Origin of the sequence: Plantibacter sp. RU18, assembly GCF_050613355.1 — a bacterium.
Taxonomy (GTDB): Bacteria; Actinomycetota; Actinomycetes; order Actinomycetales; family Microbacteriaceae; genus Plantibacter.
This window is the reverse complement of sequence record NZ_CP159618.1, coordinates 3,735,709-3,750,102: the sequence shown is the minus strand read 5'-3', so window position 1 is coordinate 3,750,102 and position 14,394 is coordinate 3,735,709. Positions and strand designations below refer to the sequence as shown.

Annotated in this window: 13 protein-coding genes; 11 read left to right on the top strand and 2 right to left on the bottom strand. The window is 67.6% G+C overall.

The annotated features are described in order from the left end of the window. The first annotated feature begins 4 nt into the window (after window positions 1–4). From ABMA10_RS17835 to ABMA10_RS17820, 4 genes are read left to right on the top strand one after another with little or no spacing between them, the layout of a single operon-like run. Window positions 5–928 carry a carbohydrate ABC transporter permease gene (locus ABMA10_RS17835; RefSeq protein WP_347869280.1) on the top strand — a complete coding sequence of 308 codons (924 nt, stop codon included), beginning with the start codon at window positions 5–7 and terminating at the stop codon, window positions 926–928. Beyond that, window positions 928–1,881 (top strand): carbohydrate ABC transporter permease, encoded by a 954-nt coding sequence (locus ABMA10_RS17830; RefSeq protein ID WP_347869281.1) that lies wholly within the window; start codon window positions 928–930, stop codon window positions 1,879–1,881. The genes ABMA10_RS17835 and ABMA10_RS17830 overlap by 1 nt, the downstream gene beginning before the upstream one ends. Before the next feature lie 47 nt (window positions 1,882–1,928). Further along, entirely contained in the window at window positions 1,929–2,642 is a 714-nt protein-coding gene (locus tag ABMA10_RS17825; RefSeq protein ID WP_347869282.1) for a ThuA domain-containing protein, read from the top strand. Then, on the top strand, window positions 2,627–3,769 hold the full coding sequence (locus ABMA10_RS17820) for a Gfo/Idh/MocA family protein (RefSeq protein WP_347869283.1): 1,143 nt from the start codon (window positions 2,627–2,629) through the stop codon (window positions 3,767–3,769). Before ABMA10_RS17825 ends, ABMA10_RS17820 begins: the two co-directional genes overlap by 16 nt. A gap of 320 nt (window positions 3,770–4,089) precedes the next feature. Here ABMA10_RS17820 and ABMA10_RS17815 read toward each other — a convergent pair whose 3' ends face one another. Beyond that, window positions 4,090–4,593: a metallophosphoesterase family protein gene (locus ABMA10_RS17815; protein ID WP_347869284.1), complete on the bottom strand. Its 504-nt coding sequence runs from the start codon at window positions 4,591–4,593 to the stop codon at window positions 4,090–4,092. A gap of 246 nt (window positions 4,594–4,839) precedes the next feature. On the opposite strand from ABMA10_RS17815, the gene ABMA10_RS17810 reads away from it, so the two are divergent. From ABMA10_RS17810 to yicI, 6 genes are all read left to right on the top strand, one after another. Next, entirely contained in the window at window positions 4,840–5,451 is a 612-nt protein-coding gene (locus tag ABMA10_RS17810) for a hypothetical protein (protein ID WP_347869285.1), read from the top strand. Between the two features lie 197 nt (window positions 5,452–5,648). Continuing rightward, entirely contained in the window at window positions 5,649–6,665 is a 1,017-nt protein-coding gene (locus tag ABMA10_RS17805; protein ID WP_347869286.1) for a LacI family DNA-binding transcriptional regulator, read from the top strand. Window positions 6,666–6,821: 156 nt separating this feature from the next. Further along, entirely contained in the window at window positions 6,822–8,117 is a 1,296-nt protein-coding gene (locus ABMA10_RS17800; RefSeq protein WP_347869287.1) for an ABC transporter substrate-binding protein, read from the top strand. Between the two features lie 93 nt (window positions 8,118–8,210). Beyond that, window positions 8,211–9,191: a carbohydrate ABC transporter permease gene (locus ABMA10_RS17795; protein WP_347869288.1), complete on the top strand. Its 981-nt coding sequence runs from the start codon at window positions 8,211–8,213 to the stop codon at window positions 9,189–9,191. A gap of 2 nt (window positions 9,192–9,193) precedes the next feature. Beyond that, complete coding sequence (locus ABMA10_RS17790) at window positions 9,194–10,114, top strand: carbohydrate ABC transporter permease (RefSeq protein ID WP_347869289.1); 921 nt, start codon at window positions 9,194–9,196, stop codon at window positions 10,112–10,114. A 2-nt stretch (window positions 10,115–10,116) separates the two neighbouring features. Further along, a complete protein-coding gene (yicI, locus tag ABMA10_RS17785; protein WP_431030761.1) occupies window positions 10,117–12,465 on the top strand; it encodes an alpha-xylosidase in 2,349 nt (782 codons plus the stop codon). Between the two features lie 95 nt (window positions 12,466–12,560). Here the strand turns inward: yicI and ABMA10_RS17780 are convergent, their stop codons facing one another. After that, window positions 12,561–12,998, bottom strand: coding sequence for a GNAT family N-acetyltransferase (locus tag ABMA10_RS17780; RefSeq protein WP_347869291.1), 438 nt, complete (start codon window positions 12,996–12,998; stop codon window positions 12,561–12,563). Window positions 12,999–13,173: 175 nt separating this feature from the next. Here ABMA10_RS17780 and ABMA10_RS17775 point away from each other — a divergent pair, with 175 nt between their 5' ends. After that, on the top strand, window positions 13,174–14,379 hold the full coding sequence (locus ABMA10_RS17775) for an ROK family protein (protein WP_347869292.1): 1,206 nt from the start codon (window positions 13,174–13,176) through the stop codon (window positions 14,377–14,379). Window positions 14,380–14,394: the final 15 nt, after the last annotated feature.

Sequence of the window (14,394 nt, the reverse complement as noted above, 5' to 3'; positions counted from 1 at the left end):
CCAGATGTCTGCAACCCGTCAACTGAACGGGGCCCGAAGGGCCGGTGCGACGACGAACCGTCGCACCGGCCCCAGCGGCTGGATGGTCGCACCGGCGCTGGGCTTCTTCCTCGTCTTCGCGATCATCCCGCTCGTCGTCGCCCTCTACCTGAGCTTCACGCGCTGGGACGCGATCACCGACCCGGCGTGGGTCGGTCTCGACAACTGGGCCTCCGTGCTCGTCGACCCGATCACGATCGACGCCCTCGTCCTGACCATCAAGGTCATCGTCATCTCCTGGATCGTCCAGACCCCGATCAGCCTGCTGCTCGGTACCTGGACCGCAGGCAAGCAGCGGAACCGGGCCGTGCTCAGCGCGATCTTCTTCCTGCCACTGCTGCTGTCCTCCGCGGCGATCGCGATCGCGTTCAAGGCGATCCTCGACCCGAACTTCGGGCTGTCGGCGTCGCTCGGCATCCCGTTCCTCAAGCAGGACTGGCTCGGCAACCAGCAACTCGTGCTCTTCGTGGTGATCTTCATCATCGCGTGGCAGTTCGTCCCCTTCCACACGCTCCTGTTCCAAGGCGGGGTGCGGCAGATCCCCGCCTCCCTCTACGAGGCGGCGGAGATCGACGGCGCCGGCACGATCAAGCAGTTCTTCAACATCACGCTGCCGCAGCTGCGCTACACGCTGGTGACGTCGTCGACCCTCATGATCATCGGTTCGCTCACCTACTTCGACGTGATCTTCGTGCTCACCGGCGGTGTGCCGAGCGCCGGCACCCGCATCCTCCCGATCCTCATGTACGTGACGGGCTTCTCCGCCAGCCAGTTCGGTCAGGCGAGCGTCATGGCGATCATCCTGGCCGCCATCGGGCTCGTCATCGCGCTCCTGCTCACCAAGCTGAGCGGCTTCGCGAAGATGGACTCACAGCAGGAAGGCCTCTGATGTCCACGACCAACAGACTGACGAAGCCCGGCGCCCTCGGCACCGCGAGCCTCGACACCGTCAGCGTCTCGACCGCCGGCTCCAAACGCGGACGACCGTCAGACCACCAGACCCGGGGCAGGCGGCCACGGGGCGCTCGCCGCAAGCCGAACATCGTCGGAGGACTCGGGGCGTGGATCTGGCTGCTCATCATCGTGCTGCCGATCTACTACATCCTCATCACGAGTGTCCGTCCGCAGGCCGGCTTCTTCTCGAGCAACCAGCTCATCCCACCCACCGATCCGACGCTCGACGGCTACGCGCTCGTCCTGCAGAGCGACTTCTTCCTGTACCTCGCGAACAGCGCGATCATCACGATCGCGAGCGTGGCCATCACGGTGTTCGTCTGCATCATGGCGTCGTACGCGATCGTCCGGACGAACTCGCGGTTCACGCGTGGAGCGTTCTCGTTCTTCCTGCTCGGGCTCGCGATCCCGCTGCAGGCGACGATCATCCCGCTGTTCTACATGCTCTCGAAGGCCGGCCTCTACGACACACTGCTGGCCCTCATCCTGCCGTCGATCGGGTTCGCGGTTCCCGTCACGGTGCTCATCCTGTCGAACTTCATCCGGGACATCCCCAAGGAGTTGTTCGAGTCGATGACGGTCGACGGGGCGTCGAGCTGGCGGACGCTGGTGTCGCTCGTCCTGCCGCTCGCCCGTCCGGCGATCGTCACCGTCGGCCTGTACAACGCCCTCAATGTGTGGAACGGGTTCCTGTTCCCACTCGTCCTCACGCAGTCGCCGAGCAACCGGGTGCTGCCGCTGTCGCTGTGGACGTTCCAAGGGTCGTTCAGTGTGAACGTCCCCGCCGTCCTCGCCGCCGTGGTGCTGTCCACGCTTCCGATCTTCATCCTGTACCTGTTCGGCCGACGTCAGTTGATCAGCGGCATGACCGCCGGTTTCAGCAAGTAGGCGCGTCGTGCCCCACTCCGAGACAACATATCCCCTGAGAGGAATACATGACTGACAAGACAGTGCCGACCGAGAAGCGGGCCCTCGTGGTGCGCGGAGGCTGGGACGGACACATGCCGGTCGAGACCACCGCGGCCTTCATCCCCTTCCTCGAGGCGAACGGGTTCACCGTTCGCGTGGAGGACGGGACCACGATCTACACGGACGCCGACTACCTCGACACCGTCGACCTCATCGTGCAGATCAACACGATGAACACGATCGAGCCGGAGGAGTTCGCGGGCCTCCAGCGCGCCGTCCTGAACGGCACCGGTATGGCCGGCTGGCACGGCGGCATCGCTGACTCGTACCGGAACAACGCCGACTACCTCCACATGATCGGCGGACAGTTCGCGCACCACGCGGGCAAGGACCCGGTCGAGCGTACGGGAGAGCAGTCCGACAACTACATCCCGTACACGGTGCACGTCACGGAGTACGGTCGCCAGCACCCGATCATGGAGGGGATCGACGACTTCGACCTCGTCACCGAGCAGTACTGGGTGCTGAGTGACGAGTACAACGACGTCCTCGCGACCACGACGCAGGAGGTGCGGCCGTGGGACGCGTGGAACCGGCCGGTCACGGCTCCGGCGATCTGGACCAGACAGTGGGGCGAGGGACGCATCTTCGTCTCGGCACCCGGCCACCGGCTCGAGATCGTCGAGGAACCGAACGTCCGCACCATCATCGAGAGGGGCCTCCTGTGGGCAGCACGCTGAACGGGCCGTCGACCCTGGAGAGCGGGACCGTGCTCAACATCGGGATCATCGGCGTCGGCAACATCTCCAAGCAGTACTTCGCAGAGTTCCCCAAACTGCCGAATCTGCGGCTCGTCGTCGTCGCGGACCTCGACCTCGCGCGCGCGGCGGAGGTCGCTGCCGAACAGGGGGTGCGGTCGTCGAGCGTCGATGAACTGCTCGCCGACCCCGAGGTCGACGTGGTGCTGAACCTCACGATCCCCGCGGCGCATGCGGCGATCGCGCTGCGCGCACTCGAAGCGGGCAAGCATGTCTACGGCGAGAAACCGCTCGCGCTGACGACACAGGAAGCGCGGCCGATCCTGGAACTCGCGGCCGCCAAGGGTCTCCGCGTCGGCAGCGCACCGGACACCGTGCTCGGGACCGGGATCCAGACGGCGCTCGCGGTGCTGGACAGCGGTGTCATCGGCCGTCCCATCGCGGCAGCCGTGGCCTGGAGTGCAGCTGGCCATGAGCTGTGGCACCCGGCGCCCGCCTTCTACTATCAGCCGGGTGGTGGCCCACTGCTCGACATGGGCCCGTACTACCTGACGAGTCTCGTGTCCTTCTTCGGCCCGGTGGTGCGGGTGTCCGGCGCCGTCGCGCGGTCGGATCGAGAGCGGACCGTCGCGACAGGGCTGCTCGCCGGCACTCCGATCCCGGTGCACGAGGATGTCGACACGCACGTGACCGCGATCCTCGAGCACGCGAACGGGGTCGTCTCGACCGTCACGGTGTCATTCGAGGTGTGGGCGAGCCGCACGCCGTTGTTCGAGGTCTACGGGACTGCCGGCACGGTCGCCGTGCCTGATCCGAACCGCTTCTCCGACCCGGTCGAGATCGCGACTGCCGACGACCGCACCTGGCGTGCCGTGCCCGACGGAGCCGGCTTCGTCGATGCCGGCCGCGGTGTCGGGCTGGCCGACCTGGCGTCGGCGATCGAGGAGGAGCGGCCGCATCGTGCCTCGGGCGACCTCGCGTTCCACGTGCTGGAGATCATGGAGTCGATCATCGTCGCCGGCCGTGAGCACCGCGTCGTGGAGCTCACGAGCACCGTCGAACGTCCCGCGCCCGTGCCGCTGCCCCAGGCGGTCCACATCGGCAACTAGCACCCTCGGGCTGTTCACAACTCCTGCGATCCCGGCTCGTTTCGATGTTCCGCCGCTTCGATCGGGCCCCGGTCCTGATTTCAGGTTCGGGATGCAGGAGTTGTGAACGGTCGACTGCGGAGCCCACCCTGTGGAGCCCGCCCGTGGGAGCCCACCCTGCGGAGCCCGCCCCCTCGCAGCCTGCTCAGGGGATGGCCGCTCCATCGTGCACAACTCCTGCTGCGACGGTTGCGTCTGCGTCCTGACCCCCGGAGTCCCGCACGAGTGGGCGCTCCGGGGCCAAGGGCCACAGGAGTTGTGCACGGGTGTCCCTCAGCTGCTCACCGGGCGACGGGCACCACGCGCACTTCGCGGAGGACGCCATCGTCGACCCGCGCCGTCATGATCGTGCACTCCGGCTGCCGGCGCCGATCGGTCGGCGACCCGGGGTTCAGGAGCCGCATTCCGCCGGGGGAGACCGAGTCCCACGGGATGTGGCTGTGGCCGAAGATCAGGACGTCGGTGTCGGGGTAGGCGGTGTCGGCGCGCTGTTCCCGTCCCGCCGCGGAGCCCGTCTCATGGACGACCGCGAAGCGCAGCCCGTCGACGGTGAACCGGGCGACGACGGGGAGGCGTTCGCGCAGTTCTGGCCCGTCGTTGTTACCGAACACGCCGACCAGTCGTCTGGCGCGCGCTTCGAACGCATCGAGGGTCGCCTCGTCGACCCAATCGCCGGCGTGCACGACGAGGTCGGCTGCGTCGATCGCCGCCCACACCGCGTCTGGCAGCAGCTTCGCCCGCTTCGGCAGGTGGGTGTCGGAGACGAGCAGCAGCGAAGTGGGCATGCGTCCACGCAAGCGGATCGACGCGCTCGCGTCAACCCGTCAACCCGTCGACCGTTCGAGTGCTCGGTCCGTGAGTCACCCTGTCCCTGACCCTGGGCGGCACCTCGACAGGCTCGGTGACCGGGGACAGGCTCGGTGACCGGGGACAGGCTCGGTGGCCGGGGGCGTCTCGGTGCTGGGGCTCGTCTCGGTGACCGATTCGGTGACCGAGGGCCACCCTCCAGCCAGGGCGACTACAGTGGGCGGATGCCCGCTACCGACCTCCGCTTCTCCGGACGGATCGCCGGGTACGGCACCACGGGCGGCGTTCGCATCGTCCTCGGCCTGTGGTCGCATTCGCCGTTCGGCAGCTTCGCCGACGCGATGATCGAGGACTCCCGCGGCAAGCGCCTCCTGCTCGCGCCGACGCAGGAGATCGGTGACTTCATCTCCTCGACGTACACCTTCGACGACATCGAGGTCGGGACGGTCGGTTGGACACGGTTGCCCGCGGGCCTCCGGTTCGTCGGCGGCCCACTCGACACGACCCTGCGCATCGGTGGTAGTTCCCCGCTCGGCCGGGCCCTCCGTGTCGTCCCGAAGCCGCTCGCCGTGCATCCGGCCTGGCTGCGCGCCATCGACCCTGTCGCGAGGGTGTTGCAGCCCGGCGCCCGCACAGCGGGTTCGGCCGGTCACGGTCGCCGTGAGTATTACGGCGTGACGGGCGCTCGCCGCATCGTCGCCGCGACGGCGAGTTGGTCGGGCACCGACCTCGGCACGCTCGCGCCGCTCGCCCCTCCGGTGCGCTTCGGCTTCGGTTCTGCTCCGGCCGACCCGCACATCGTCGACATCGTCACCACGGTCCGCGAACCCGCCTGAGGCAGGCCGCCGCTCGGCAGCAGGAGATCCACTTCGCCGGAGGACACTCCGCCGCCGAATCTCCTGCCTCGAGCGGATGTCCTGCTGCCAGGCCGACCTGATTTGTTGGCGCTCACCACAAAACACTTGCATCGAGCGGGAAGGTCGCTTAGGCTCCTGGTCGTAGCAATCGAAACGTATCGACGATGGAGTCCCGAATGGTCAGTATTCACGATGTGGCGCAGGCCGCAGGTGTCTCGATCAGCACGGTCTCGTACGCCCTCACCGGCAAACGATCGATCACGGAGAGTACTCGGTTGCGCGTCGAGGAGGCGGCCAACGCCCTCGGGTACCGAGCGAACGCCGGTGCCCGCATGCTCAAGGGTGCCCGTACCAACCTCCTCGCCCTGAGCGCTCCGCTGCACGCCGGCACCCACGCTCCCGCCCACATGACCTTCGTCCTCGCCGTTGTGAACGCGGCCCGCGAATTCGACTACGACGTCGTCCTCCTCACGCAGGACGACGCGACCGACGGCCTCCGCCGCGTCTCGCAGTCATCCCTCGTCGACGGCATCGTCCTCCTCGACGTGTCGACCGTCGACGAGCGTGCCGATCTCGTGCGCGAGCTCGGCGTTCCGGCGACGCTCGTCGGCATCCCGGCCGATACCGACGGCCTCACCTGCGTCGACCTCGACTTCGAGCGAGCGGCCTGGCTCGCCGTCGAGCGCCTCATCGCCCTCGGGCACAGCCGCATCGCCTGCCTCGGGCAGTCGCCGGCCATCTACGAGCGAGGCTCGAACTTCCCGCCGCGTTTCCGTGACGCCTTCATCGCCGCTTGCGAAGCGAACGGGGTCCTCCCCGTCTTCCGGCCGTGCGACGAGGATGCGACGAGCGTCGGGCGCGCGATCAATGACATCGAGGCGCAGCTCGGAGCGGCGCCGACGGCGCTCGTGTTCCAGAGCAACGAACCCGTGCAGGCCATGGCGCTCGACCTCCTCGCGCGCCGCGGCGTCCGGATTCCCGAGGACCTCTCGGTCATCTCGGCCTGCTCGAGCTTCGACACCGCCCACCTCGAGCCGGCGATCGATGTGATCCCCCTCCCGGCCGAACAGTCCTGCGCGCGAGCGATCGCGCTCACCATGCGGCAACTGGACGGACTCGTCCAGCCGCACGTCGAACTCATCGAACCCTGGTTCGTCGAGTACGGCTCCGTCGCGGCAGTGCCCGCCGACTGACCCTGTCCGCCCAGGTCGCCCTCGGTGGCCGCACGTGCATCATCGAAACGTTTCGACATCCAGCAGTACCTCGGCAAGCTCGGTGAGCGGGTCGGGCACAGCACCACGAACACACAGTCACCAGCGGCCCCAGGCCGCCCTACGAGGAAGTAGACCATGCGAACCAGCAGAATCCTGACCGCCGTCGCAGCCATCGGTGTGAGCGCTCTCACGCTCTCCGGCTGCGCCGCCGGAGGCGACAGCTCCGGAGACGGCAACACCCTGAAGCTCTGGCACTTCGAGAGCGAGACCAGCGCGATGGGGATCGCCTGGGACGAGGCCATCAAGGTCTTCGAGGAGGAGACCGGCGCGAAGGTCGAGTTCGAGGAGAAGAGCTTCGAGCAGATCCGTTCCACTGCGAGCCAGGTGCTCAACTCCAACGAGGCGCCCGACATCCTCGAGTACAACAAGGGCAACGCGACCGCCGGCCTCCTCGCGAGCCAGGGCCTCCTGTCGAGCCTCGACGACGCGGTGAAGGAGTACGGCTGGGATGACAAGCTCTCACCGTCGCTGCAGACCACGGCGCGCTACGACGAAGACGGCATCATGGGCTCCGGCGACTGGTACGGCGTCCCGAACTACGGCGAATTCGTCCAGGTGTACTACAACAAGGACATGTTCGCGGCCAATGGAGTCGCCGTTCCGACGACGCTCCCCGAGTTCGAAGCCGCTCTGCAGACGTTCGCCGACAAGGGCATCACGCCGCTCGCGCAGTCCGCTCAGGAGTACCCGCTCGGCCAGCTGTGGTATCAGCTCGCGCTGACCAAGGCCGACCGTGACTGGGTCGACGACTACCAGCTCTACACGAACCCGGTCGACTGGCAGGACGAGGCGATCACCTACGGCACCGAGACGGTGAAGGACTGGACCGACAAGGGCTTCATCGACCAGGACGCCAGCGGATTCAAAGCCGAGGACGCCGGAACCGCGTTCATCAACGGCACCTACCCGATCTTCGTCTCGGGCAGCTGGTGGCAGGGCCGCTTCGCGACCGACATCACGAGCTACGACTGGGGATCCTTCCTCTTCCCGGGCACGACGCTCACCCCCGGCTCCGCCGGCAACATGTGGGTCATCCCGGAGAACGCGAAGAACAAGGACCTCGCCGAGCAGTTCATCGACATCACGCTCCGCCCGGAGATCCAGGCCCTCATCGGGAACAACGGTGGTGTCCCGGTCGCCGCCGACGCCGCCGACATCACCGACCCGAAGAGCCAGGAGCTCATCGCGAACTTCAACACGATCAACGACAACGACGGCCTCGCCTTCTACCCTGACTGGCCGACGCCGACCTTCTACGACCAGCTGAACGCGGGTCTGCAGGAGCTCATCAACGGCACGAAGACGCCGGCCGAGGTGCAGGACCAGCTGGGCGAGCAGTACCAGTCCGGCGTCGACGACATCATCGGCTAGCACTCCGGGCGCGTGCCGGGACCAGCGTCCTGGTCCCGGCACGCGCCCGCGTCGGCTCTCGCCACCCGCACCACTCAGCAGAAAGGAACCACGATGCCCGCCGCCCCCAGCACGAAAGCCGTGGTCACCACGGGCACGCCGCCCGCGCGCAAGCGACCGGCGCAGAGCCTCATCCCCGGTAGCAAGCCGAACCGGTTCTGGCCCTACCTCATCCCCGGCCTCCTGCTCATCACGGTCATCGTCATCGTGCCGCTCGGCTGGAACATCTTCCTCACCTTCACGAAGTACCGGGGCATCAAACCGCCGGAGTTCATCGGCCTCGACAACTGGGTGAAGCTCGCCGGCGACGAGACCTTCTGGGTGTCGTTCGGCAACTCCATCGCCATGATCGTCGCGATGGTCGTCGTCCCCACCCTCGCCGGTCTCGTGCTCGCGGCCATGCTCTTCGACCTCGTCGGCAAGAAGTTCGGCGGGAAGGTCGCGAGCTTCCTGCGTGCGACCTACTACCTGCCGCAGATCCTCCCGGCCGTCATCGCGGCCATCGTCATCGGCTGGATCCTGCGGCCGCAGAACGGTGCGCTCAACCAGATCCTCGATGCGGTCGGCCTCGGTGCGCTGCAGCACAACTGGCTCGGCAGCCCTGACACCGCTCTCCCGAGCATCATGGTCATCATGGTCTGGGTGCAGCTCGGCTATCCGATCGTCATCTTCATGGCGGCGCTCCAGCGCGTCGACCCCGAGCTGTATGAAGCTGCCGAGCTCGACGGTGCCGGCTGGTTCCAGCGGTTCCGCGCGATCACGGTCGGCATCATCCGCCCCGAGATCTTCGTCGTGACCCTCACCTGCACGATCGCGGCACTCAAGGTGTTCGGCCCCGTCTACACCCTCACCGGCGGTGGGCCGGGCACCTCGACGATCGTCCCCGCCTACTACGCGTACACCGAGTTCTTCCAGTCCCAGCAAGTGGGTTACGGCGCGACCATCGCGACCGCGCTCACCGTCGTCATCGCCGCCGTGTCGATCGTCTTCATCCTCGTGCAGACGCGACTCGAGCGACGCGAAGAGGAGCACTGACCATGTCGGCATCCACCATCGCCCCAGGAACGGTCGAACCGATCGAGAATCCGTCGGGTCGTGCGCCGCAGCGTCCGCCCAAGCGTCGCAAGGGCGCCAAGAAGAAGACCGCCGGAGACTGGCTCATCCTCGCGATCGCCGTCCTCATCGGTCTCTTCATCGCCGTGCCGTTCCTGCTCATCCTCATCAACTCGTTCAAGTCGCCCTCGGACTACTCGACGAGCGGTCCGCTCGCATTGCCGACCCAGGTCTACACGGACGGCATCGTGAACTTCTGGAACCGGGTGAACTTCCCGGAGAAGCTGTGGAACAGCGTCTTCATCTCCGGCATCGTGGCGATCCTCGCCGTCGGCATCTCGATGTTGAACGCCTTCGCGCTCGGCATCGGTCGGGTGAAGGGCCGCACGTGGATCGTCGTGCTCATCCTGCTCGCGAACATGCTGCCGCAGGAGGTGCTCCTCTACCCGCTCTACTTCATGTTCAAGCAGGTGGGGCTGTACGACAACGTGTGGAGCGTCATCATCATCTTCACGGTGATCCAGTGCGCCTTCGGGACGTACCTCCTGTCGAGTGTCTACGGCACGTTCCCGAAGGAGATCCTCGAGGCCGCGTCGCTCGACGGCGCCGGCCGCTGGCGGATCCTCACGCGAGTGGTGTTCCCGATCTCCCGCCCGACGCTGAGCGTGCTCCTGATCTTCTTCTTCATCTGGACCTGGAACGAGTTCCTCATCCCGCTCACCTTCCTGGTGAGCAACGCGAACCAGACAGTCCCGGTCGCAATCAGCGTGTTGCAGGGCGACCGCCTCATGGACGTCACGACGACGAGCGCCTCGGCACTGCTCGGGCTCATCCCGACGCTCGTGTTCTTCCTCATCTTCCAACGCACCCTCACGAGGGGCATCACCGCAGGAGCAGTCAAGTAACGATGAAATTCACCGACGGATTCTGGCACACCCGCCCCCGTGTCGACGCACGTTATGCACAGGAGGCGTACGACCTCGATGCCGCACCAGACGGACGGTCGCTCGTGGTCAGTGCGCCCACGAAGGTCATCGCGAGTCGTGGCGACACCCTCAACCGGACCCTGTTGACGATCACGCTGTCGTCGCCGCTGGAGGGGGTCATCGCCGTGCGCGTCGACCATCACACGGGCGCGCGTCGCAGCCAGGGCTTCGAACTCGTCGGCGCGGTCGACGGAGGCGTCGGCGAGGTCTCGATCGACGAGACGGGAGGCACGCTCACGAGCGGTCCGCTGACCGCCCGGGTCACCGCGGGTTCTCCGTGGTCGCTCGAGTTCCTCGAGGACGGCAAACCGATCACGACGAGCGGGGCGAAGTCCATCGCGCTCGTGCAGCTGGAGGACGGCGCGCCGGTCACGACCGAGCCGGCCGGTGTCGCGGGCGTCACCACCACGGGGCTCGCAGCTCCCGGCTCCTACGTCCACGCACAGCTGTCGCTCGGCGTCGGCGAACTCGTCTACGGCCTCGGCGAGCGCTTCGGACCGTTCGTGAAGAACGGCCAGACGATCGACATCTGGAACGCCGACGGCGGTACCTCGAGCGAGCAGTCGTACAAGAACGTGCCGTTCTACCTCACCAACCGTGGCTACGGCGTGCTCGTCAACCACCCCGAGCACGTGTCGTTCGAGGTCGGGACCGAGGCCGTGGAGCGGGTGCAGTTCTCGGTCGCGGGGGAGTCGCTCGAATACCTGGTGTTCGCCGGTCCGACGCCGAAGGACGTGCTGGAGCGCTACACCGCTCTCACCGGTCGTCCGGCGCAGGTTCCGGCGTGGTCGTACGGTCTGTGGCTCTCGACCTCGTTCACCACCCAGTACGACGAGGGGACGATCAACAGCTTCATCGACGGCATGGCCGAACGGCAGCTGCCGCTGAGCGTGTTCCACTTCGACTGCTTCTGGATGCGCGAGTTCAACTGGACCGACTTCGAATGGGACGCCCGAGTCTTCCCAGACCCGGAGGGCATGCTGGCCCGGCTCCACGAGCGAGACCTCAAGGTCAGTGCCTGGATCAACCCGTACATCGGACAGCGCTCGAAACTGTTCGCCGAGGCGGCCGACGCTGGGTACCTGGTGCGCCGTTCCGACGGCGCCGTGTGGCAGTGGGACATGTGGCAGGCGGGCATGGGTCTCGTCGACTTCACCAATCCCGATGCGACCGCCTGGTTCCAGGACAAGATCCGCACACTCGTCGGCCAGGGTGTCGACGCCATCAAGACCGACTTCGGTGAGCGGATCCCGACGGACGTCGTCTGGCACGACGGCAGCGACCCGCAGGTCATGCACAACTGGTACGCCCAGCTCTACAACGCGGCGGTGTTCGAGGCGCTACAGGAGTCGTCGGGCATCGGCGAGGCCGTGCTGTTCGCACGCTCGGCCACGGTCGGCGGCCAACAGCAACCCGTGCACTGGGGCGGCGACAACTCCTCCAGTTACGAGTCGATGGCGGAGACACTGCGCGGTGGGCTCTCGCTCGCTGCCAGCGGATTCGGCTACTGGAGTCACGACATCGGCGGCTTCGAGGGGAACCCCGATCCGGCCGTGTTCAAACGTTGGTTGGCGTTCGGCCTCATGTCGAGCCATTCCCGGCTGCACGGCTCATCGAGCTACCGAGTGCCGTGGGCGTTCGACGAGGGCGACGAGGCGCCTGGCCAGAGCGCGGTCGACGTCGCTCGGCGCTTCACGAACCTCAAGCTGCGGCTCATGCCGTACCTGTACGAGGTCGGTCTGGAAGCGGCGTCGCGCGGTATCCCGTTCATGCGGCCGATGCAGCTCGAGTTCCCCGGTGATCCGGCCGTCGACCACCTCGACCGGCAGTACCTGCTGGGGGAGCACCTGCTCGTCGCGCCCGTGTTCAGCGAGGCCGGCGATGTGCAGTACTTCCTCCCTTCGGGTACCTGGACGGACCTGCTGACCGACGAGGTCGCGACAGGGCCCGTCTGGCGGACCGAGCGGCACGACTTCGCCTCCCTCCCGCTCTGGGTGCGGGAGGGTGCCGTGCTCGTGACCGGGTCGCGCGACGACCGACCGGACTACGACTACACCGACGCTCCGCTCGTCACGGTGTACCCGGGCGCCGAAGGCTCTTCCCGGGTGCGGGTGTCGGATCCGACTGGGGGCGAGGCGATCGAGTTCTCGGTCGAACGCTCGGCGAGTGGTGCTGTCGTGACGGGGCCCACCGGGATCGCGTTCACGGCTCGGCTCGCTGGGGCTGCGGCGGTCGAGGCGACTGCGGGTGTGGCCAAGCTCACGCGGTAGCTCCAGCCCGCTGCGTCCACGTGAGCGCACGAGATCCGCCCGACGGCGGGACGTTCTGCGCCCGAACGTCCTGCAGCGGAGCGGGTCTCCTGCGGTCAGACCGTGCGCACCATCCAGACGTCGACGTCGTCCTCGCGTTCGAGGGTGAAACCGTGGCGTTCGTACAAGCGACGGGCCGGACTGCCCTGCAGCACGTTGAGGCGGAACGGGCGGGCGTCGGCATCGCGCTGCAGGAGTCCCGCGAGGATGTTGGTGCCGAGTCCCTGCCCCTGGTGCTCCGGCGACAGGTAGAAGTGCTCGAGCCATCGCTCGTCCGTCTCCGGACGGATCGCAACGAGGCCGGCGGCCGTGCCGTCGATCTCGATCACCGACGTCAGCTCGGGCTGATAGGCGTCGAGGAACCGTCTGCGCACGCGCGCCTCGTCGTAGCGGCCGAGGCGTTCGAGGTCGGGGCGCATGACGACGGCACGCAACTCGGCCATCCAGGTCGCGTCGTCGGCAGTGGCAGGGCGGAGGGACCAGGCAGCGGACATCCGACCAGTCAACCATCTCGGCGGTCGCGAACGGTCCACTCGTGATGTGCGCTCTCGGAGCACGTCGCGCTGGCGTCCCCGCGGTTGTCCGGGGCGCCGGCGCATGGTCCCGCGCCGCGCGGAGGGAACGCCGCCGCATAGGGAACACTAGGAGGATCGAGTGGAGGGTGGACGCGTGAGCGAAGCTGCTGGCATGGGGAGCGGTCTGGATTCGGTGCGCCGCCACAACCTCGGCAGGATCGTCGAGCTCGTGCACCGGGGAGGCGTGCAGTCGCGTTCGGCACTCACGAAGGCGACCGGACTCAACCGCTCGACCGTCGCAGCGCTCGTCACCGAACTCGCCTCGACCGGCATCGTCGTCGAGTCCGTTCCGGTCGGCCCTCAGGGTGTCGGCCGGCCCTCTCCGATGGTCGCCGCGGGTCCGCGCGCCGTCGCGTTCGCAGCGAACCCCGAGCTCGACGCGATCACGGTCGCCGCCGTCCGCCTCGGCGGCGAGGTGATCGGGCGCGTACGACGCGAGGTCACGACGACGCCCACAGCGGGAGAGGCGACGGCCGTCATCGCCGAGCTCGTCGCCCGACTGGCCGCCGAACTCCCGGTGGATGCCGACGGTGGGGGAGGGATCGGACTCGCGATCCCGGGCCTCGTCCGCGATGTCGACGGTGTCGTCAGACTCGCCCCGCACCTCGGCTGGGTCGACGAACCCCTCGTCGAGCGTCTGCGCGAAGCGACCGGCCGAGCCGTGTTCGCGGCGAACGACGCGAGCCTCGGAGCCCGCGCGGAGCGGACGTTCGGCGCCGGTCGTGGCATCGACGACCTCGTGTACCTGAACGGTGGCGCGAGTGGTATCGGTGGCGGGATCGTCGCGGGCGGGCGTCCGATCGGGGGAGCACGTGGGTATGCGGGCGAGTTCGGACACACCTCGGCGACGGCCGCCGGCAACGCGCTCGAGGATGCGGTGCGTCGGAGCGAGCTGTTGCGGGTGGCGGGCCTCACTGTCGGCGACGACGCCACGCTGGAGCAGGCACTCGCTGCGGGGATCGCTGCCGAGCGATCGATGGTCGGGGCTCCCGACTCGACTGCGACGTCAGGTGTCGGCCCGGTCGGCGATGAGGTCGTGCGCCAGGCACGGACGCTCGGGCGGGCGCTCGCCGGGACGGTGAACATCCTCGATCCGCAGCTCGTCGTGCTGGGTGGGCATCTGGGCATCCTCCTGGAACTGGCCTCGGACGAACTGCATGACGCAGTCCGTGAGCGTGCACTCGCCCCGCCGTTCGAGGACGTCACCATCGTCCGTGCAGCTCTCGGCCAGGACCTGCTGCTCATCGGTGCTGCCGAACTCGCCTTCGACCGCCTGATCGCCGACCCCGCCGCCTGGTGACCTCTCGTCCAGCGC